This is a genomic window from Anaerovibrio lipolyticus LB2005, assembly GCF_000621545.1.
Lineage (GTDB): Bacteria > Bacillota > Negativicutes > Selenomonadales > Selenomonadaceae > Anaerovibrio > Anaerovibrio lipolyticus_A.
This window is the reverse complement of the sequence record NZ_JHYA01000002.1, coordinates 122,074-143,021: the sequence shown is the minus strand read 5'-3', so window position 1 is coordinate 143,021 and position 20,948 is coordinate 122,074. Positions and strand designations below refer to the sequence as shown.

At 44.2% G+C, this 20,948-nt stretch carries 17 protein-coding genes; 1 reads left to right on the top strand and 16 read right to left on the bottom strand.

The genetic code is table 11. From position 1 onward, the window contains the following. Positions 1-34: 34 nt before the first annotated feature. The 6 genes from T355_RS0102395 to cobI form a co-directional block, all read right to left on the bottom strand. Complete coding sequence (locus T355_RS0102395) at positions 35-766, bottom strand: YebC/PmpR family DNA-binding transcriptional regulator (RefSeq protein ID WP_027396357.1); 732 nt, start codon at positions 764-766, stop codon at positions 35-37. A 307-nt stretch (positions 767-1,073) separates the two neighbouring features. Next, positions 1,074-2,297, bottom strand: a complete 1,224-nt coding sequence (gene tyrS / locus T355_RS0102390; protein WP_027396356.1) for a tyrosine--tRNA ligase — start codon at positions 2,295-2,297, stop codon at positions 1,074-1,076. Between the two features lie 51 nt (positions 2,298-2,348). Continuing rightward, positions 2,349-4,433: a transglycosylase domain-containing protein gene (locus T355_RS0102385; protein WP_027396355.1), complete on the bottom strand. Its 2,085-nt coding sequence runs from the start codon at positions 4,431-4,433 to the stop codon at positions 2,349-2,351. Between the two features lie 63 nt (positions 4,434-4,496). Then, positions 4,497-6,872: an endonuclease MutS2 gene (locus T355_RS0102380; protein ID WP_027396354.1), complete on the bottom strand. Its 2,376-nt coding sequence runs from the start codon at positions 6,870-6,872 to the stop codon at positions 4,497-4,499. Between the two features lie 20 nt (positions 6,873-6,892). After that, positions 6,893-9,397 (bottom strand): DUF3656 domain-containing U32 family peptidase, encoded by a 2,505-nt coding sequence (locus tag T355_RS0102375; RefSeq protein ID WP_027396353.1) that lies wholly within the window; start codon positions 9,395-9,397, stop codon positions 6,893-6,895. A gap of 367 nt (positions 9,398-9,764) precedes the next feature. After that, positions 9,765-10,463 (bottom strand): precorrin-2 C(20)-methyltransferase, encoded by a 699-nt coding sequence (gene cobI / locus T355_RS0102370; RefSeq protein WP_027396352.1) that lies wholly within the window; start codon positions 10,461-10,463, stop codon positions 9,765-9,767. 178 nt (positions 10,464-10,641) lie between these two features. Between cobI and trxA the strand changes: the two genes are divergently transcribed. Beyond that, on the top strand, positions 10,642-10,959 hold the full coding sequence (gene trxA, locus T355_RS0102365; RefSeq protein WP_027396351.1) for a thioredoxin: 318 nt from the start codon (positions 10,642-10,644) through the stop codon (positions 10,957-10,959). A 96-nt stretch (positions 10,960-11,055) separates the two neighbouring features. On the opposite strand, the gene deoD is transcribed toward trxA, so the two are convergent. The 10 genes from deoD to T355_RS0102315 all read right to left on the bottom strand — a co-directional run bounded on the left by deoD (position 11,056) and on the right by T355_RS0102315 (position 20,817). Next, complete coding sequence (deoD, locus tag T355_RS0102360) at positions 11,056-11,772, bottom strand: purine-nucleoside phosphorylase (RefSeq protein ID WP_027396350.1); 717 nt, start codon at positions 11,770-11,772, stop codon at positions 11,056-11,058. 26 nt (positions 11,773-11,798) lie between these two features. Continuing rightward, the gene (locus T355_RS0102355; RefSeq protein ID WP_027396349.1) at positions 11,799-12,446 is read right to left on the bottom strand and encodes an HAD family hydrolase; all 648 of its coding nucleotides are present in this window, start codon (positions 12,444-12,446) and stop codon (positions 11,799-11,801) included. Positions 12,447-12,610: 164 nt separating this feature from the next. After that, complete coding sequence (gene nrfD, locus T355_RS0102350) at positions 12,611-13,816, bottom strand: NrfD/PsrC family molybdoenzyme membrane anchor subunit (protein ID WP_027396348.1); 1,206 nt, start codon at positions 13,814-13,816, stop codon at positions 12,611-12,613. A 2-nt stretch (positions 13,817-13,818) separates the two neighbouring features. Further along, complete coding sequence (locus tag T355_RS0102345; protein WP_027396347.1) at positions 13,819-14,616, bottom strand: 4Fe-4S dicluster domain-containing protein; 798 nt, start codon at positions 14,614-14,616, stop codon at positions 13,819-13,821. 15 nt (positions 14,617-14,631) lie between these two features. Then, entirely contained in the window at positions 14,632-16,122 is a 1,491-nt protein-coding gene (locus T355_RS0102340; protein WP_027396346.1) for a [FeFe] hydrogenase, group A, read from the bottom strand. A gap of 152 nt (positions 16,123-16,274) precedes the next feature. Then, positions 16,275-17,495 carry a [FeFe] hydrogenase H-cluster maturation GTPase HydF gene (hydF, locus tag T355_RS0102335; RefSeq protein ID WP_027396345.1) on the bottom strand — a complete coding sequence of 407 codons (1,221 nt, stop codon included), beginning with the start codon at positions 17,493-17,495 and terminating at the stop codon, positions 16,275-16,277. Between the two features lies 1 nt (position 17,496). Next, positions 17,497-18,915: a [FeFe] hydrogenase H-cluster radical SAM maturase HydG gene (gene hydG, locus T355_RS0102330; protein WP_027396344.1), complete on the bottom strand. Its 1,419-nt coding sequence runs from the start codon at positions 18,913-18,915 to the stop codon at positions 17,497-17,499. A 5-nt stretch (positions 18,916-18,920) separates the two neighbouring features. Beyond that, complete coding sequence (gene hydE / locus T355_RS0102325; protein ID WP_027396343.1) at positions 18,921-19,943, bottom strand: [FeFe] hydrogenase H-cluster radical SAM maturase HydE; 1,023 nt, start codon at positions 19,941-19,943, stop codon at positions 18,921-18,923. Positions 19,944-20,150: 207 nt separating this feature from the next. After that, positions 20,151-20,450: a helix-turn-helix domain-containing protein gene (locus T355_RS0102320; RefSeq protein ID WP_027396342.1), complete on the bottom strand. Its 300-nt coding sequence runs from the start codon at positions 20,448-20,450 to the stop codon at positions 20,151-20,153. Position 20,451: 1 nt separating this feature from the next. Beyond that, on the bottom strand, positions 20,452-20,817 hold the full coding sequence (locus tag T355_RS0102315) for a type II toxin-antitoxin system RelE/ParE family toxin (RefSeq protein ID WP_037329694.1): 366 nt from the start codon (positions 20,815-20,817) through the stop codon (positions 20,452-20,454). Positions 20,818-20,948: the final 131 nt, after the last annotated feature.

The following is a 20,948-nucleotide window of genomic DNA, read 5'->3' as shown; positions in this document are numbered from 1 at the left end:
GTAAAAAATAAGCGGCCCGCAGGCCGCCATATTTTTATTCTTCGTCCATTTCGTAGTTGCCATATACTTCCTGTACATCATCATTGTCATCGAAAGCATCCAGCATTTTCTGCATATTTACAACGTTCTCACCCTCAACCTTAACGGTGTTATCAGGTACCATTGTAATTTCTGCAGAAGCAGTTTCAATTCCCTTGTCAGTCAACGCCTGAAGAATATCATCAAAAGCATCAGGCTCGCCAGTGATTTCAAAAGCATCATCTTCAGCCACAAAATCATCCGCACCAGCTTCAAGAACCAGCTCCATGAGAGCATCCTCATCGTCAAAGGCTTCCTTTTCCACTACGAAAACAGCCTTCTTGTTGAACATCCAGGATACACAGCCATTAGCGCCCAAAGAACCGCCATACTTGGAGAAAATATGACGCACATCTGCTGCAGTACGGTTGCGGTTATCGGTGAGGATATCCAGCATGATTGCAGTACCGCCAGGGCCATAACCCTCGTAGGTCATCTCCTCATAGTTGCTGCCATCAGATGCGCCCAGTCCCTTCTGAATTGCACGGTTGATGTTATCCTTAGGAATATTATTGGCCTTAGCCTTGCTCAGTGCCAGCTTAAGACGCATATTACCTGTTGGATCGGAACCACCCATACGAACCGCTATGGTAATCTCACGGCCTATTTTAGTGGTAATCTTACCGCGGATAGCATCGTTGGCACCTTTCTTTCTCTTAATATTAGCCCATTTAGAATGTCCTGACATTACTGAAAACTCCTTTTATTACATTTTCTTGGGGACAGTACCCAAGGTATATTTCACAGATAGATAGTATAACACAAATGGCAAATTTTAGCCACTTTTATACACTGCCATATCGAAGCACAACGGTATACCAACATTATAGGTATTTGCATTACGTTAATAGGACAAGCAGGAGTGCAAAAGGGGACATATTTTGCCTTGGTACTTAGCGAATGCAAGTTGAAACGCGCAGCATGAGCTTAGTACCGCTAGGCAAACTAGAGAGCGCGAGCGTTCCCCGTTGTACTCCTACTTGACCTATTGATTTTTACGCCTTTAACAGACGATAGAATTTCTTCTTGCCTTTTTTAACAATGGCTTCACCTTCGGTGAAGTCACTGTCTGACAGTGTATAATCTGGGTCAGTCACCTTCTCGTCATTGAGAGACAAACCATTCTGCTGGATGAGACGACGTGCTTCACCCTTGGAGCCGAATACCTCAGCTGCCACCAGCACATCCACCAGTTTCTTAGCAGCATCCTCAGCGGTAAGCTCAATAGTAGGCATATTCTCACTGGAGCCTGAGCCGCCAAATACAGCCTCCGCAGCAGCCTTGGCCTTGTCAGCCTCCTCCTGCCCGTGAACCAGCTTGGTTACTTCGTAAGCAAGAACCTTCTTGGCTTCGTTAATCTCCTGCCCCTCAAGAGCGCCAAGACGGTGAACCTCCTCCATAGGAAGGAAGGTCAAAAGCGCCAGACAACGCTCAACATCAGCGTCATCCACATTTCTCCAGTACTGATAGAAGTCATAAGGAGAGGTCTTTTCCTTATCCAGCCACAGAGCACCGCCAGCAGTTTTACCCATCTTCTGGCCATCACTCTTGGTTAACAGGGTGAAGGTAAGACCATATACAGCATCACCAGTTATGCGACGTGTCAGCTCAACACCACCAATGATGTTTGACCACTGGTCATCACCGCCCATTTCCAGCTTAAGATTATAGCGACGATGGAGCTCCAGGAAATCATAGGACTGCATAATCATGTAGTTGAATTCCAGGAAGGTAAGGCCCTTTTCCATGCGGTTCTTGTAGCACTCAGCTGCCAGCATACGATTAACAGTGAAGTGGGCACCAACCTCACGAAGCAGATCAATATAATTCAGCTTGCGGAGCCAGTCACCATTGTTTACCATCAGTGCCTTGCCGTCACTAAAATCAATGAAGCGTGCCATCTGCTTCTTGAACTGATTGCAGTTATACTCAATATCCTCATCGGTGAGCATTTTGCGCATATCACTGCGGCCAGAAGGATCACCTACAGTCCCAGTACCACCACCTACAAGACACACTGGTCTGTGACCAGCCTTCTGAAGATGGGACATAACCATAAGCCCCAGAAAATGGCCTACATGAAGGCTGTCAGCTGTTGGATCAAAACCAATATAGAAGGTAACCTTCTCATTTTCAAACATTGCACGAACTTCATCTTCGTTAGTACACTGGGCGATGTAGCCACGCTCTTTCAGCACATCAAAAACACTTGTTGACATTATTGTATTTCTCTCCTTAAACCTGAATACAGGGTATTTGTATGTTAGATTTTAATTTGCCGTTTTCCCGGCAGGTGCAGTTGGGGAAGGTGCAGGAGTACGGGATGGGGATGGAGCAGGGCTAGGCTTAGGCTTGGTACTTTCAGTATTGGCTGGCTTTTCAGCGCCCTTCTTTTCTGTACCTTTTTTATCCTTGTCCTTAGTTTCCTTCTCCTTGGTATCATCCTTTACAGGGGCTTCCACACTGGTAAGAACAGCACCATCAAACTTCTTGACTGGCATTCCTGCCATAGCCTTGGTCATAAAGGCCTTCCAAATTACCGCAGGAGTGGTACCACCTGTCATGGTGCCCATGCGCTGGTTATCATCTGTACCAACCCAAACGCCTACTACCAAATCAGGGACATAGCCTACAAACCAGGCATCATGGTAATCACTAGTAGTACCAGTCTTTCCAGCTGCGGGGCGGTCAATCTGCGCTGCAGTACCAGTACCACGGACCACAACTCCCATCAGCATACTGGTCAAATCATTGGCTGTAGCTTTCTTGAGGACCTGCTTGCTTTCGGTTCTTTCTTCCTCCAGCACCTTGCCATTGCGGTCAAGGACCTTGATGATAGCTGTATGCTTTACATGAACGCCGTCATTGGCAAAGGTACAGTAAGCACTGGTAAGCTCCAAAGGAGTTACACCACGGGTAAGACCACCAAGGGAAGTTGACAGATTACCATCATTCTGAGGGCCTTCAGTTACGAAGGTGGAAATTCCCATTTCCTTGCCCAAATAAATAACCTTATCAATCCCAACCTCCTGTGCCACGCGGACAGTTGGAACATTTAAAGACTGCTCTGCAACGTAACGCAGGGAAACCTTACCATTAAATTCACGGCTGTAATTCTGAGGTGACCAGCCATTAATATCAAGTGGCTTATCCTCAATAATTGTTGACGGAGTAAAATCAGACTCCAAAGCTGCCGCGAAAACAAAAGGCTTAAAGGCAGAACCAGGCTGTCTTTCCGCCAAAACAGCACGATTAAACTGGTCAGTACCACGACCGCCCACCATGGCTTTAATATAGCCTGTATGTGGATCAATGGCCACCAAGGCCCCCTGTGGCTGCTTAATACCATTGCTTTCGGACATATCAGGAAGATTTTTCATAGCTTCCTCAGCAGCCTTCTGCATATCAATGTCCAAGGTGGTATAAATTTTCAGACCTTCCTTGTATACAGCGTCAGCACCGTATTTTTCAATCATGGTCTGGGTCACATAATCAATAAAGTAGGAAGCCTCTCCCCCTGCCTTGGAGGATGCCTTTACCAGACGCAGCTCCTCGTTCTTTGTTTTGTTTGCAGTAGAAGAACTGATATAGCCATACTTGGCCATCTGGTCCAGCACAGTAGCCTTACGCTGCTGAGCCGCCTGCAAATTATTAGTCGGTGAATAATAGTTAGGACTCTTTGGAATACCAGCCAACATAGCACATTCACTAAGGTCCAGCTCCTCCACATTTTTGCCAAAATATGTCTTGGATGCTGCCTGTACGCCATAAGCACCGTTACCAAAGTAAATCTGATTCAGATAAAGCTCGAGGATTTCCTCCTTGGTATACTGATGCTCAAGCTGAATGGCCAGGAACATCTCCTGTATCTTACGCTTAAATGTACGGTCCTGTGTCAGATAAGCATTTTTAGCCAGCTGCTGAGTAATAGTGGAGCCACCCTCTGCTACCCCCTGGGAAGTAATATTAGACCACATGGCACGCAAAATACCACGAGGGTCAACACCAGAATGCTCATAAAATCTGGCATCCTCAACAGCTACGAAGGCATTTTTCAGATTTTCGGGAATCTGATTCATCTTAACCGGCACCCGATTTTCATCAGCATGTACATTGGCAATCTCATTACCATTTATGTCATAAATCTGCGAAGATGCCGGTGGCCTCACATCAGCAAGGTCAGCCTTTGTATTCAATGTGGCTGTAAGAAATCCGCATCCAACACCAATAATCATTACAACCATTATTGAAGCAAAAATTATCAGGATTCGACTTGCAGTGCTACCGCCAGAGGACTTCTGAGGCTTCTTCGCCTGTCGAGCCCGTTGCTGAGCCGCACCTGTACGTTTTTCCATGATAGACCTCCTTATACACATATACGCTAACATTTTATCATAAATGTTGCGATTTAGCGAAGTTTATTTAAGAGTTACCAAGGTTGCACCAGTGCCACCTTCGCTCATGTCTGCAAAATTGAAGCCTGCCACATTTCTATGATGCTTCAAATACTCATGTACACCCTTTCTAAGGGCTCCCGTCCCCTTACCATGAATAATAAGCACCTGAGACAGGCCCGCCATAATGGAGTCATCGATGAACTTGCCTAAAACGACCTCGGCTTCATCCACCATCATGCCACGAATATCAATATCACGATGGGCCTCCTGGGTTTTGGATATAAAGCTGCTGCCTCCCTTGGATTTTCTGCCGCTTAAAGTGGATGGTTGTTCCTTTTTACCCTTTTCCACAAATTTGCAGGCGGAAGCCTTCATGGTGGTCTTCATAGCCCCCATCTGAATTTCCAATTCTTTGCCGTGAACCCCCAGAACTGTACCCTTCTGGTCCAGCTTGGTCACATAGATTATATCCCCAACCTCGATGGTTTTTAAATCAACAGGCTTTCTAAATGCCTTGGCAGAAACAATACCCGGACGAACCCGGCCAGCTTCCTCGTTTAACTTGTTTCTGGCATCCTGAATAGCCTGCTGGCGCTTCTGAATCCCCATATCATTAAACTGCTCTTTCAGCTGCTTAATGATTTCCTCGGATTCCCTACGGGCGCGACGAACCAGGGCAGAGCCTTCATCCTTGGCCTTACGGATAATATCTGCCTTTTTCTGGGACAGCTCCGTACGCATGGCCTCAGCCTTGGCCTCCATCTTCTGGGCTCTCTGGAGCTTGGCCTCGATGTCAGCATTCATCTGCTCATACATCATCTTTTCTTTTTCCAGCTGATTAATAACCTTCTCAAACTGGGCATGATCCGCCTGTATCAGCTGCTTTGCCCTAATAACCAATGCCTCGCTAAGTCCCAGACGACGGCTGATGGCAAAGGCATTACTTGCCCCCGGAATACCAGTCAGCAATCTATAGGTTGGTCTAAGAGTATTTACATCAAATTCCACGCAGGCATTTTCAATGCCATCACGACTAAAGGCAAAGGTTTTCAGCTCGGAATAATGTGTAGTAGCCATAACAGTAGCCTTAATATTCAAGAGCTGTTCCAGAATAGCCATGGCCAAAGCCGCACCTTCCTCGGGGTCAGTGCCTGCTCCAAGCTCATCCAAAAGCAAGAGATCGTCAGATTCCACCTTGCCCAAGATTTCAACCAAATGGGTCATGTGAGCAGAGAAGGTACTGAGGCTTTGCTCTATGCTCTGCTCATCACCAATATCTGCGTAAATATTATTATACACGGCAATCTGAGAACCATTTTCCACAGGAAGGAACAGTCCCGCCTGAGCCATAAGCACCAAAAGTCCAAGGGTTTTCATACTGACGGTTTTACCACCGGTGTTTGGACCGGTAACCAGCAGCATATTGTAATCAGCTCCAATGGAAATATCTATTGGTACCACCTTATCACTGTCAATAAGTGGATGACGGGCTGACAATAGGGAAGTAGCTCCATCCTCACTGACAACAGGCTCCACAGCCTTCATTTCACGGGCGAGACCAGCCTTGGCAAAGGTGAAATCGATAAAGGCCAAAATATCACAATTTTCCATAAGAATATCATCCTTACGGCGAATCTGGTTAGAAATATCCCTAAGGATACGTTCCACCTCATGCTTTTCCGCTGCCACCAGCTGCTTGATATCATTATTAAGATTAACCACGGCCATTGGCTCCACAAATACGGTGGACCCACTGGCAGACTGGTCGTGGACAATACCTGGAAAATACTGACGGTATTCCTGTTTTATCGGTACCACATAACGGTCACCGCGCATGGTGACAATGGCATCCTGAAAATATTTCTGGTACTCCGCAGAGTGAAGAATGTTATTCAAATGGTCCTTGATACGGGCCTGAGATGTCTTCACCTCGCGACGAATACGCTTTAATTCCACACTGGCATCATCACGGAGATTACCATGCTCATCCACAGTATTTTCCAAATTGCGTTCCAATTCACCCAGGATCTCCAGACCACGAGCCCAATTTTTGAGAATAGGGGCATCCAGCTCCAATTCCTTGAAGAATTTTTTTACCCCCCGCATAGCGTACATGGTAGTGAGCACATCCATGATTTCAGAGGTTTCAATAATGGCACCAATACCAATTTTCTTCATCAACTCACGAATATCACGGATACCACCCAAAGGTGGATTAGCCATTGAAGAAACCATAACTGCCTCTGCAGTCTCCCGCAGCCTTTCCTTGACCTCGTCTATATCGCTACTAGGCTGCAAACCTCCTGCCAGTTCCTTGCCTAAAATAGAGCCCGCCTTATTTTGCAGACGCTCCAATATTTTTTTATATTCTAAAACTTTAAATGAATCCTGTTCCATCTATAACCTCAAAAAATATATTACTCCACACCTCTAAAGTAATGACCTCGAGTGATATTATCCCCCTCAAGGACCTCCGCTGCAGCCTTTTCCCTGTCGCTGAGCTCCCCATCAAAGGCCATATACTTCTTGTAATTGGCAATGGTTTTCTTTAACTGATCAGCACTCATGTAACGCGCCTCTATTCTCAGCTGACTGATACCCATGGCACCAAATTTCATGGCATGAGGCAGCATACTTAGTCTGTTGCCATTCAATACGTGCATGTGGCAATACTGATCCATCACAAGAGGGAACTTAACATCCTTGCGATCCTTTAAAAAGAATTTCTTACCGCTGTTTACACATGGTGCACTGCACTGACCTGTATGAAGTCCCCCAATAAAGCTGCCAGTGGCACAATATTCTGATACCATCAGCTCCATGTTGCCATCCACTATACAGGAAAGAGGCATGTCACTTTCCTTGGCCAGCTTTTCCACCTGAGCCAACGTAAGCTCAGGAGAAAGCGTTACAGCCTCAACTCCCAGCTCCACTAAGTACTGTAATGTCTTAAAGTTATAAGAAACCAAGGAATAGTCTGCGTGAACTGGGATATCAGTAAGCTCTCTTACAGCCGCCAAGGAGCCTATATTATGTACATTAATTGCATCCGGCTTATAAGAAGCCACAGTTCTTAGCCATGTATGGAATCCCTGTAATTCATGGTTTCTTATAATTCTAGGGGTATTAAAGGCAATCTTTGCCCCAGCTTTATGAGCCATATATACAGCCTTTTCGTACTGCATAGGTATAATAGCATCATGATGATAGGATTCACCGCCAAATACAACCCAATCTGCCCCTGCAAACAGTGCGGACTGCAAAAGCTCCATGGTATCCACCACAGCAGTAATGCCAGCCTGAACACGTTTCTTAATCTTGGTCTTATTTAACGCCGCAGTGTTATTGGGAATAGGCTTTCTTTCATATTTGGAAAGCCTTTGATATTCCAGCATTTCCACTGCTTTTCTTCTGGCCTCGTTTATTTCACTTACGGGAACCATAACATTGCCCTTAATGTAACATTCCAAATTTCTTAATTCAAATATGGAGGTACCTAAACGGGACACCTGCTTGTGAATGGTTTCCTCACTTAATGGACGTTTAATGGCCTCCTGACCAATAAAATCTGTCCTGCCTTCCCCTTTATAGCCATCGCCATCTATCATGGAAATGACAAGAGGCTCACCCACAGCAGCACTGACACTTACATCCACTGACACCCTACGTACCGGAGAACCAGTATTGTAAAAGCCCTTAGCCCATTCCATAAGTGGTGCATCATACACTTTAAAGGCTCTGTCATGCTCAAATACCCGGGACTCCACCGGGAAACTCACCACAGATCCTGACTGGGCCTGATCTACGGGAACCATATTGCGGTTTTTGCCGTTCTTTACAATATTAAGTTCCTTAACGGTGGCGGTTACACGGCCCCCCACCTTAACCCAAAAATCTACTTGATCCCCAATAGATAAGCTATCCGACAGCTTCATGGTTACAAAACCAGTAGCACTGTCATATTCCATAACCCTTCCCAGCATTATGCCACGATTATTCGGACGGCGGTCACTCATCATGTTGCGGCCCTGCTTCTTTTCAAGAAAAGCCGTAGTAAAATCACGATTAAAGACCTGAGCCAAGTCGTGCCGCGTCTTATCCGTTACATGGAACTTGCCGGCATAATGGCTGTCAATAACCTGACGATAATTATTTACCACAATGCCTACATACTCCGGACGTTTCATACGGCCCTCAATTTTAAGAGAGGCCACACCAGCATCAATAAGCTGAGGGATTAAATCAATAGCATTCATATCCCTTGGGCTGAGGAGATATTTTCCCGCAGTGTCCTTCAGCATATCGTTGTCGTGCTCATCCACCAAGGTATATGGCAAACGACAAGGCTGGGCACAGCGCCCCCGGTTTCCGGAACGTCCACCGATCATGCTGCTCATAAGGCACTGGCCGGAATAGCAAACACACAAGGCACCGTGGATAAATACCTCTATTTCCACATCACAGTTATCAATTATGTGCTTAATGGCTTCCAGAGAAACCTCACGGGAAAGCACCACGCGGGTAAAGCCCAGCTTCTGGAGGGCCAATACGCCATCAAGATTATGCACCGTCATCTGGGTGCTGGCATGAAGTGGCAAATCTGGTACTATTTCCCGGGCCAGCTTTGCCACGCCTAAATCCTGAACCAAGATAGCGTCTGCACCAGCTTCATATAGAAAACGAAGATAATCTGCCAGCTGTGGCAGCTCCTGATCATCTACAATGGTATTAACGGTAACATTAATAAGGACATTGCGCAAATGGGCTATTCTGATAGCCTCCCGCATGCCTTCTTCGTCAAAATTATCTGCATAGGCTCTGGCTCCAAACATATTGCCAGCAAGGTAAATGGCATTGGCACCACTTTCTATTGCTGCAATGAGGGCCTCCTTACTGCCGGCCGGGGCCAACAATTCAACCATAACTGCATCCTCCAAATCTATGTAAAAAACAACTCAAGCTATAAAATCACATCGTATTATTATACCTTAGTTGTTCCTTTTTTGCCATATATAAATGAGCGTTGGGACAGTGCCTTTCACAATGTCACGATACTAAAATTTTTTGTTGCATTTATATAGTGGAAAAAATCATAACTCGCTTCGCCCAAAAGATTAGCTTGGCTTCGCTCAAACAAATTATTTTTTTCACTAATATTAAGGTAAAGCAACAAAAAATTTCTTAACGTATCGTACCAAACTGTTCAAGGCATCTGTCCCAACACTCCATAAAAAATTAAAAGAACTGCCGGGAAATATTCCCAACAGTTCTTGATGCCCTATTACGCTTTTAGTCGCGCTTTGTAAGAATTGTGGACAGGTAATTCAGCTTCTTGTCCTTGCTGGCTGCCACATCAGTGATAATTTCCTCATCTGGAAGGCCGCAACGGCTTACCAGAGTGGCATTCTTCAGCATAGAGGCTTCATCCAAATTATCGACCACCTGGGAGAAATTCTTGTACACCTTCATAATAACTGCGTTATCACAGGTAGCCAAAGCCTTCTTCAGCTTATCCTCGGAAACAGTGGCTGGAATAATGCTCAAGATGTCATCGCCCTCCACAATGGAACGGCCGAGATAGCTGGCAATGGCACAGAAGGCAGGAATACCAGGAATGGTTTCAATATTGGCCCCCGCTTCCTTAAGGCGATTATATACATATATGTAAGTGCTGTAGAACATTGGATCGCCAAGGGTAAGGAATACAACCTGTTTTCCCTGCTCCAGCATAGCCATAATCTCTGCTTTATTTTTTTCCCAGGCAGAGGTGTCCTCAGAGAACCCCTTAACCATAGGATAAATCTGATATACTATTTCTGTATTTTCGCCAATATAGCAACGGGCAATATCCAACGCTACACTGCCTTCTTTTTTCTCAGTTCTTGGTGCAATAATAACATCTGCACCCTTTATGGCATTAACGGCCTTCACAGTCAAAAGCTCGGAATCCCCAGGACCTACGCCTACACCAAACACTTTACCATTCATGTGTATATCACTCCTTAATGAATCATTCTATTTTCATAATCTCATAGTATATTATACCTAATATTTATCATAACTATAATAACACAAAACACTTTACAAGTAAGAATTTTTTCTTTAAATTAAAACTATAGTGAGAAAAATTTTAATTTGTACATAACTCTAAAGGAGGTAAACAAATATGGCAGAGGTAAAGGTTACCAAGGATAATTTTCAGCAGGAGGTTCTGGAATCTGATATTCCGGTTATTGTGGATTTCTGGGCAGAATGGTGTGGCCCATGCAAAATGATGGCACCTATCCTTAAAGAAATTGCCGATGAAAATGAAGGCTCCATAAAGGTGGCCAAAATTAACGTAGATGAGGAATCCTATCTTTCCTCCCAATATGGTATTGTAAGCATTCCAAGCCTGTACTTCTTCAAAAACGGCAAGGTAGTAAACCAGTACATCGGCTTCGTGCAAAAGGATTTCGTTCTGAAGCTGCTGAATGAATCATAATTTAAAAATAAAAAATTAACACTAAAAAACGCTATTATCTGCTGTGATATTCACACCACTGTGACTCAGCTAATAATAGCGTTTTTTCTTATGTAATTAAATTTTGGTCTGAATAATTGTTTCCAAAGCGATTTTTATCATGTCGTTAAAATTAGTCTGACGCTCTTCTGCAGGGACTGCCTCCTTGGTCAGCAGATGGTCAGATGCAGTAAAGATGCCCAAGCTCTGAACACGATATTTTGCCGCAAGGAGATACAATGCTGCAGTTTCCATTTCTACAGCCAAAATACCATAGCGACGCAGCTTTTCATTATCAATATCATCATCATAGAAACGGTCCACAGTGACGATGTTACCCACCTTAGTTGGAATCTTAAGTGACTGACCAACCTCCATGGCCTTGCTCATCAACTCATAATCCGCCAATGGGGCAAAATTAATCGTAGGTCCAAAAATATTACGGATTATTGAGGAATCTGTGGTAGTTCCCTGAGCAATTACAATATCGCGAAGATTGATATTTTCATGCATGGCACCGCAAGTACCTACACGAATCAGTTTTCTTGCACCATATTCCCTAATAAGCTCGGTAACGTAAATAGAAATGGATGGTATCCCCATACCAGTACCTTGAACAGATACCGGAACCCCCTTATAGGTTCCGGTGTAACCAAAGGCTCCACGGATTTCATTATAGCACTTGGCATCCTCCAGGAAATTCTCTGCAATATGCTTCGCACGAAGAGGGTCACCAGGCAGCAATACTCTTTTGGCGATTTCACCAGCCTGTGCACCAATATGTAAACTCATTATAATCTCCCCTTTCAAATCTGCTTGTATTACACAACTATATCATCGTGGCTTTTTACTATCCTGTCTGCTCCAGATAAGTCCTGTGCTCCTGAATTAGGATTGTAGTAGCCAATACAATGCATTCCCGCCGCTCTGGCTGCAGTAACCCCTGCAAAGGCATCCTCAATAACCGTGCAGTTCTCTGGTTTTACCCCCAGCTTTTCTGCCACCGTAAGGAAAATCAACGGATCCGGTTTGCTCCGTGGCAATTCATCACCACTGACCAACACGCTAAAATAGTCCTTCAGCCCAAACCGGCCCAGCACCAGCTCTATCATTTCCATGGTAGATGAGGAGCCGAGGCCAATAATATAGCCTGCCGCCTTTATGCGCTCCAAAAGCTCCCTAACACCAGGCATAGTCTTTACAGAATCATCCTCCACAAGCATTTTCTTATATAACACATGCTTGCGCCTGGCCAGCTCCTGCCATGAAACAGGACACTGGGGATTTTCCTCCACCATAGTACCATAAAAATCCCTGCTGCTGCGTCCCACAAAGGTGGCTAGTCGCTCATCGGAAATAGTTATACCGCATTCAGCCAGCACCTGCTTTTTGGCCTTGGCATGAATGGGCTCACTATCATAGATTACCCCGTCCATATCAAAAATAAATGCTTTTTGCTCTTTATCCATTCCAGTCAATCTGCTCCTAATATTGATTACCTTAAAAGTATAACATATCCGCCATACAGTTAAAAGGCTGAAACAATTACTGACACATACAAAAGAGCTGCGCCAAAATCTCATCAATTTTGGCACAGCCCTAAAAGTCACATTATGAAATTACGCTACATCTATCAACGTCTCTTGGTACGAAGCAGAGCCCAGATAAGGTTCTTAATATCCTTATCCTTATCGATTTTAACCTGAACAGCCCGTTCATTACCAATAATATTGAAGTTCTCAACCAAGAAGCAATAAATCAGCACACCCATGGAAATAAGACCAACACTTACGATAATTTCGCCAATACCCGGGAAGTAAGAGCCGGACTCATACATGGAGGTAAATACACAATTAAGGCGGTTAAGAATTACACCAAATACCGTAAGAGTAGCATAAGTGAGAAGGCCGCCCCGTTTCTTGCTGAGAGGACTGACAATTATAACCAGAGGAATCAGTATACCAAACAGCATTTCCACGCAATACATATTGCTCTGAAGAGTACCCTGGAATACATAATTCCATTCATGCTTTTCAAAGAGATCATAGAGCTTCAGCAGGAGATACACAAACATCATGCCAGCACCTACACGGGTCAGCTTTAACATAATATTATGTGGAATCTCATGGCCATAAGCTGTCTTTGCCAATGTGGTTTCTATAGTAACCATGGCAGAACCGATAAAGAAGGAAGATAAGAGGAAGTAAAGTGGCAGGAATTCACTCCACCACAGTGGGAACATTCTCTCCTTCATAATCAGGAACAAACCACCCAAGGAGGACTGATGCATTACTGGGAAGATAAGACCGATTACTACAAGAACCGGCAAAATCTTCACGATATAACGATGCAGCTTCTTTCTGAGTATTCGTTCAGTAATAATCTCAAAGAACTCAATGCTCAAAACAGTGGTATAAATGGAAATACACCAAAATACTTCAAAGAGTACCGATGTATAACCCCATGACACGAAAGGCCGCCAAAAGTTAAACCACTGACCGATATCCAGGAACAGACCAGCCATAACCAGGATGTAGCCAAGCAATGATGTAAGCAGGGCGCCGCGAGCCACAACGTGGAATTCCTTATACTGGAATATACTTACCAGCAGGGCTGTGGAGTAGCCACCACCAGCAAGGGCAACGCCACACATTACATCAAAGGCAATCCACATGCCCCATGGAGTCTCATCTGTCAGGTTGGTTACATACTGGAAACCTGTCAGAAGCCTAAGGACAACTGTGGCTACCATTAAGGCTACTAATCCTGTTAGTACAAATCGGACGGGAGTTATAGTGAAGTCCCAGCCCAAAATTCTAAAACACTTATATACCTTCATGCTCAGCCCTCCTTATCCTGATCGTCATTATCGTGAGGATCGTGAATCTGATTTCTATTCTTGTCCACACGATAATTGTAGAATGCGATTCCTGACAGGAACAATGCCCAGCAAGCGGCAAGGCCAGGAACCTTGGAGAGATAGCTCTTGGTATAGCTGGTAACAGGTACATTGGAGACATCCTTGAAGCCCAATTCCTCAAACGGAACATCTGAGATATAGAGCCACTCGGCGCCACCAACCTCATGCTCACCATATACATGGTTAATATAACGACTATCAGAATTGATAATCTCATGGGCCTTTTTAAGCAGCTCATCCCTATCCCCTGACATAAGGGCACCAGTGGTGCAAGCAGATACACAGGCAGGAGCATCCCCCTTGCTTACCCGCTCCGAACACATCTGGCATTTTGATACCTGTGGGAACTGCTCGTTCCATTGATACTTAGGAATAGAATATGGACAAGCCACCAGACAATAACGACAACCTACGCACAAATCCGGATAATAAACAACAGCTCCTGTTTTTTCATCCTTCTGAATCGCCTTGGAGAAACAAGCTGATGCACAGGCAGGCTCCTTACAATGGAGGCACTGCTTCTTAACGAATCTCAGCTTATCATTTTTTTCACCGTGGAACTCCTGAATAACAGTCCAACGATTGTCATCCAGCTCCACATTGCCGTCATCCTTTACATTTCTTGGCTTTGCCTTGAAATTCAAATTGTTATATCGCTTGCAGGCAACAGTACAGCCTTCACAACCAATACATTTGGTAATATCTACTAATACAGCCATCTATCTCACCCCTCCTCAATCAAACAACCGGTCGTGCCGATTGACAAAGGTTGTATGCAAGTATTTCTCTGCCTTTTCGCTGAGAGGCTTGCCGAAGAAGTCCTTATAGATGGACTGAATTTCTGCATTATCATGGCTACAACGCTTTGCGGCCCCAGTGTCTTCCTTGTAGATGGCCTCAATGCGTTTTTTCTTGGCTTCCACTGCATCCATGGATTTTGGCTGACCACCGCCACCAATGCAACCGCCTGGGCAAGCCATGAACTCAATAAACTGCCACTTGCTACTGCCCGTGGCCTTGATGCCCTCGAGAAGCTGACGAGCATTTTCCAGGCCATGACATACTGCAATATTAACGGCGCCTACCCCCGGGATACTGGCAACGGCTTCCTTAACAGACTGCATACCACGAATAGGCTTCCAATCCAGCAAATCAGCTGGTGGATTAGAACCAGTTGCCAAATAATAAGCTGTACGAACTGCGGCCTCAGTAACACCACCGGTGGCACCGAAAATACGACCTGCACCAGTGGACTCACCGAGAACAGAATCATATTCCGCCTCAGCTACAGTATTTAAATCAATTCCCTTATGCTTCAATAATACTGCCAGCTCTCTGGTAGTGAGAACATAATCCATATCCTGCTGGCCATCAACCTCCAGCTCCTCACGGCCCACCTCAAACTTCTTGGCAGTACATGGCATTATTGAAACATTTACAATATTTGAAGGATTAATGCCCATCTTATCCGCATAGAATGACTTAATGGTTGCCCCCAGCATATTTTGCGGTGACTTACAGGTGGACAGATTGTGCATTAATTCAGGATAGAAATACTCACAGTATTTTACCCATCCAGGACAACAGGAGGTAAGATGCGGTATCTCATCCTTTTTCTTGGTGAGACGATGCACAAATTCAGAAGCCTCCTCCATAATGGTCAAATCTGCAGCAAAACAGGTATCAAATACTGAATCGAAGCCTGCTGCCTTTAAGGCGCCTGCCATCTTCTTGCCCACACTGGTTCCCTGTGGCATACCGAATTCTTCACCCAAGGAAACCTTTGTGGCTGGAGCAGTCTGAACTACTACGTGCTTGGTATCATCATCAAGAGCGTCCAGTACCTTGCGCACATGGCTCTTTTCCGTAATTGCACCAGATGGACATTGCATAACGCACTGACCACAGCCGACGCAGGCAATCTCCTGCTTCAGTGGCAATGGATAGTTTCCATATACACCCATCACATTTTTGCAGGCATCTACGCACTGACCACATAAAATGCATTTTTCGTCATCACGTTCAATGGACGGATTGGTTGCACTGATGGCCACGCGCCCCTTTAAGTTGACAGGGAAATCGCCTTTTCCCTCATACTGGCTGGACACCCAACCATCGCCCCCGGAGGGCTTCCCTTTACAGCCAGAAGCCATTACTCCAAATCCCAGGACGCCTGATCCGGCCACAACCTTTAAAAATTTGCGCCGCGACATCTTGTTACTCATACATATACTCCCCTAACGTCTACTCCACAAAAACATGTACACAATCGACACAAAATTCGCACAATAATCTATATTTATTATTTTACCACGTAATTATAAAGAAAAAAATACTTAGTTTTTATGGAATTATTAAATATTTATATACTAACAACCTACATAACAATCTTATCCAAAATACCAGTAAGATGTGCAATAGCCACACCATAGTTGGTCATTGGCACAGATACCATTCTTGCCTTATCAATTCTTGACAGTATATACCGTCGGTTAAACATACAGCCCCCGCACTGAATAACCAGATCGTACTTTGTAAGAACATCTGGAAAATCCGTACCACTGACCACGTCCACCTGCAAGCCTTCCCCAAAGCGTTTGCGAAGGAGACGTGGTATCTTCACCCTGCCTATATCCTCAGTAAGAGGTGCATGGGTACAGCACTCAGCAATCAGGACTCGGGATTTTTCATTAAGGCTGTCAATAAATCGAGCCCCCTCAACATAATATTTTAAATCCCCTTTATAAGCTGCAAAGAGCACGGAAAAAGAGGTCAGTCTGCTATTCTTTGGCTTATGCTCATAAACGTATTTAAAGGCCTGGGAATCAGTAATAATTAGCTGAGGTGCCTCATTTAATCGGGACAATGTGACTTCCAGCTTATCTGTTGTAGTGGAAACCACAGTACATTTTCTGTCAAGAAGCTCTCTTATAGTCTGAACCTGAGGAAGAATTAAGCGTCGTTTAGGAGCCTGAATATCCTGAGGCATTACCAACAGCACAAGATCATCTTCCCTTACCAGACCACCTGTAATAAATTCTTCATCATAATCCTCTGGCATCAATTTGGACAAGGCCCCTATGATGTTGCTTCGATTATCGGCCCCACCAGCTTCACTACAATCTGCCACCAGAAGTGCATTGCTGTCGCCATGAAGCCTTTCGGATATTGTATCCTTTAACTTGTCTTCCCCCAAAATCTTCCCAAAGGAATTAACAAGACATAGGACAGGCACTTTTTTCTTTTGAAAAATTTCCAGCAGCTTATATTCTTCCTCAAAATTGCCTTGGAAATTAGCCGCAAAAACCAGAATTGCCACGTCCGTCTTTTCCATGGCCAGCTTGGTCTTCACCAAACGCTGTGCTCCTAAAGAGGAATTATCCTCTATACCCGGAGTGTCGATGATAACACAGGCTCCCAAAGGGCTTATTTCCATGGCCTTATAGACCGGGTCTGTGGTAGTACCTGCCACCTCAGACACAATAGATGTTTTTTGCCCCGTCAGAAGATTTATCAAAGAAGATTTACCACTATTTGTTCTACCAAAGATTCCTATGTGAAGTCTATTGGCATTTGGTGTTGAATTTAACTCTGCCATATTAAAACCTAAAGTCCCTCTTACCTTCACTTATTTCGGCTAAATGCTGGGCTGCAATCTGACGAACCTTTTCATTTGGAATTTTCTTCAGCTCCGACTCAATCATTGCCATGCCCTTTTTCTTGGTATCCTCACTAGCATAATCCTCCAAATACTCCTTTAAGGTCATAAGGGCATTTGGATGACAGCAATTCAATATCTGTTTGCTCTTACAGAGGGACATGAACCGATCGCCAGTACGTCCCTCCCGATAACATGCAGTGCAGAAGCTTGGCACATAGCCAAGGGTAATAAGCCAGTTCAACACCTCATCCAGAGTACGTCGGTCACTTACATCAAACTGAGCAGAGTTATCATCCTCCGGCTCCTCCTCTACATAACCGCCAACACTGGTACGGGATCCACCACTTATCTGGGAAATCCCCAGCTCCAATGCCTTTTCACGGACAGTCTTGCCTTCACGGGTGGAAATAATCATTCCCGTATAAGGCACTGCCACACGAATGAGGGCAATAATCTTCTCAAAGATTTCATCACTGATACCGTTATCAAAGGCTTCCGGATCAATGTCATCTGCCTTCTTAACCCTTGGTACACTAATGGTATGCGGCCCAACGCCATGAACTGCCTCCAAATGCTCTGCGTGCATCAAAAGTCCCGCAAACTCATAACGATATCCCTCAAGCCCAAAGAGGACGCCTAAGCCCACATCATCAATTCCGCCCTCCTGGGCTCTGTCCATGGCCTCAGTATGATATGCGTAATCATGCTTTGGTCCCGTTGGATGAAGCTCCTCATAAGACTTTTTGTTATAAGTCTCCTGAAAAAGTATATATGTGCCAATTCCCGCATCATGGAGCTTTTTGTAATTCTCCACAGTGGTTGCCGCAATATTAACATTAACACGGCGTATAGCACCATTCTTGTGCTTGATATTGTAAATGGTATTAATAGACTCCAGTACATATTCAATAGGATTATTTACAGGATCCTCACCAAGTTCAATTGCCAGACGCTTATGTCCCATATCCTGCAAAGCCATTACCTCACGACGTATTTCATCCTGAGTCAGCTTCTTGCGGCTGATATGTTTATTCTTTGCGTGGTATGGACAATAAAGACAGCCATTTACACAATAATTGGACAAATATAAGGGAGCAAATAATACTATACGGTTACCGTAATAATCCTCCTTAATCTGTCTTGCCAAATCATAGATCTCCTGGAGCTTTTCCTCATTGTCACAGGCCAAAAGCACAGATGCCTCACGATGGCTGAGGCCCTTCCCCAATTTTGCCTTGGCAATAATGGCATCAAGGACCTCCATATTATCTTTGTTTTCGTCAGCATACCTTAGAGTTGCCTGAATTTCCTCATCGGAAATAAACTCCTCAGCCTTCATAGATTTCATATCATACATTTGAATCACCTATAATCTCCCCGGTCACACACAACACTGCAACCGATTTTATTTACCCTTCTTTTAAGACACTCTATACATTCTGCCGCCTCTTCCCCGGTACAGATTTTCTTGTCATACAGAGCGTATTTCTCTCTAACCCTCTTTGGCGAAAGATTTGGCATCACCACATTGGCTCCTGCCATAAGGCCCTTCTCCCGCCCAACTGGGTCAATTGTACCCAAAGCTGTAGTTGCGGGCAATAAAACCCGTGGCAGCAATAGCCTTATAACAGCCAACAAGGTTACCGTCATATCCACTGTTCCCGTCTTCTCCGCAGCAAATGGGGTATCATGCTGGGGAATAAAGGGACCTATACCCACCATGTGAGGATTTAGTTCACGTAGAAACTGCAAATCATCACATAGTGTTTGTGTTGTCTGGCCTGGGGACCCCACCATAAATCCTGCTCCCACCTGATAGCCTATATCCTTAAGATTATTTAGACATCCCTTGCGGTTAGCCAAGGATAATTCAGATGGATGAAGCCTTTGGTAATGGGCATCATTGGCAGTTTCATGGCGAAGAAGGTATCTGTCTGCCCCAGCCTCAAAAAAAGCCTTATAGCTCTCTCTCGTTTTCTCTCCTATAGAAAGGGTGACAGCACAATCCGGAAAGCTGCCCTTTATGGATGATACTATGTGGCAAATTTTCTCATCCGTAAAAAATCCATCCTCGCCTCCCTGAAGTACAAAGGTACGAAAGCCCAGACGATATCCTTCTGTGCAGCACTCCATTATTTCCCCTTCTGAAAGACGGTACCTGTCAACATTCTGGTTATCACGACGAATACCACAATAATAACAGTTATTCCGGCAATAATTTGTAAATTCAATCAATCCCCGAATAAACACCTCATTGCCATAATGCTCCCGCCGTACTGCCAGAGCCCGCTCTTTAAGGTAAGCAGCCTCATTTCCATCAAGGAGATATTGAAGCTGTTTCAAAGTTATATTCTTTTTTGCCTCAACTTCATCTACGACAGAAATAAAACCACCCCAATATTTTAGCTAGTTATACATATATTATGGTATAACTTTTGGTTTATTTTATCAATATAAAGACTTTTATTATTTGTCTGACATTTTTCGCCAATATGGTGATTTTGAAGTAAATTGAAGTTTGTTTGAAGTTGTATTGAAGTAACTAAAAAGAGAAGCCCGTCAACTCCTCTTTTTTCAATACATAACAACTATTTATTGTTGTGCAGACATTGCTTCTTTTGGAAACTTACTTATAGTTTTGAGATAAGCTTCAGCAGTGGCATCCATATCACGGCGCCCCTGTTCCCAATTTCTTAGTGTAGCCAAAGGAATACCAAAATTCCTTGAAAATTCTGATTGGGACATATTTAAATTTTCCCGTACAGCCCTTGCACTTATACGATAAACTACAGTTTTATGGAGTTTTTCAGCCTTTTCTCCCTTTACATCTTCTAAAACCTCTTTTAAGCCATTCATTATTCCAGCAGCAACGGAAGACATCTCTTTATCCATATTATTCACCCCTTCTACTTCTAATAGCTTGTTTTATTTCGTCAACAACAGAGGCGAGAACCTTCTTTTCAGCTTCGCTAATATTAACCTGAACATTTTTGGGATAAGCATACAACAAATATAACGGATTATTTTCGTCATATATATAGTAAATAACTCTGGCCCCTCCACGCTTACCATGTCCAGATGCTTGCCAACGTATTTTTCTAATACCACCTGTACCCGGAATCACAACTCCAGCATAGGGATTCGAACCAATATAATTTTTAAATTCTGTCTGCTCATCTTCGTCCCAAATATCATTCACAGCTTTTCTGTATGCATTTGTTTCTAGCAGAACCTGTGGAACTATAAATTCAATATTCATAGTTCCATTATACGCCATTGGCATACTAACAACAAGAAGAAATTATGTTTTAAAAACAACTATGGAACATTCATGCAAAAAACAAAATGAGGCCTCACAAAAATGCAAAGCCTCATAATCACCAACTATTA

Coding starts and splice junctions, on each gene's coding strand:
- T355_RS0102395 (WP_027396357.1), bottom strand. CDS start 766: ATGTCAGGACATTCTAAATGGGCTAATATTAAGAGAAAGAAAGGTGCC.
- tyrS (WP_027396356.1), bottom strand. CDS start 2,297: ATGTCAACAAGTGTTTTTGATGTGCTGAAAGAGCGTGGCTACATCGCC.
- T355_RS0102385 (WP_027396355.1), bottom strand. CDS start 4,433: ATGGAAAAACGTACAGGTGCGGCTCAGCAACGGGCTCGACAGGCGAAG.
- T355_RS0102380 (WP_027396354.1), bottom strand. CDS start 6,872: ATGGAACAGGATTCATTTAAAGTTTTAGAATATAAAAAAATATTGGAG.
- T355_RS0102375 (WP_027396353.1), bottom strand. CDS start 9,397: ATGGTTGAATTGTTGGCCCCGGCCGGCAGTAAGGAGGCCCTCATTGCA.
- cobI (WP_027396352.1), bottom strand. CDS start 10,463: ATGAATGGTAAAGTGTTTGGTGTAGGCGTAGGTCCTGGGGATTCCGAG.
- trxA (WP_027396351.1), top strand. CDS start 10,642: ATGGCAGAGGTAAAGGTTACCAAGGATAATTTTCAGCAGGAGGTTCTG.
- T355_RS0102355 (WP_027396349.1), bottom strand. CDS start 12,446: ATGGATAAAGAGCAAAAAGCATTTATTTTTGATATGGACGGGGTAATC.
- nrfD (WP_027396348.1), bottom strand. CDS start 13,816: ATGAAGGTATATAAGTGTTTTAGAATTTTGGGCTGGGACTTCACTATA.
- T355_RS0102345 (WP_027396347.1), bottom strand. CDS start 14,616: ATGGCTGTATTAGTAGATATTACCAAATGTATTGGTTGTGAAGGCTGT.
- T355_RS0102340 (WP_027396346.1), bottom strand. CDS start 16,122: ATGAGTAACAAGATGTCGCGGCGCAAATTTTTAAAGGTTGTGGCCGGA.
- hydF (WP_027396345.1), bottom strand. CDS start 17,495: ATGGCAGAGTTAAATTCAACACCAAATGCCAATAGACTTCACATAGGA.
- hydG (WP_027396344.1), bottom strand. CDS start 18,915: ATGTATGATATGAAATCTATGAAGGCTGAGGAGTTTATTTCCGATGAG.
- T355_RS0102320 (WP_027396342.1), bottom strand. CDS start 20,450: ATGGATAAAGAGATGTCTTCCGTTGCTGCTGGAATAATGAATGGCTTA.
- T355_RS0102315 (WP_037329694.1), bottom strand. CDS start 20,817: ATGAATATTGAATTTATAGTTCCACAGGTTCTGCTAGAAACAAATGCA.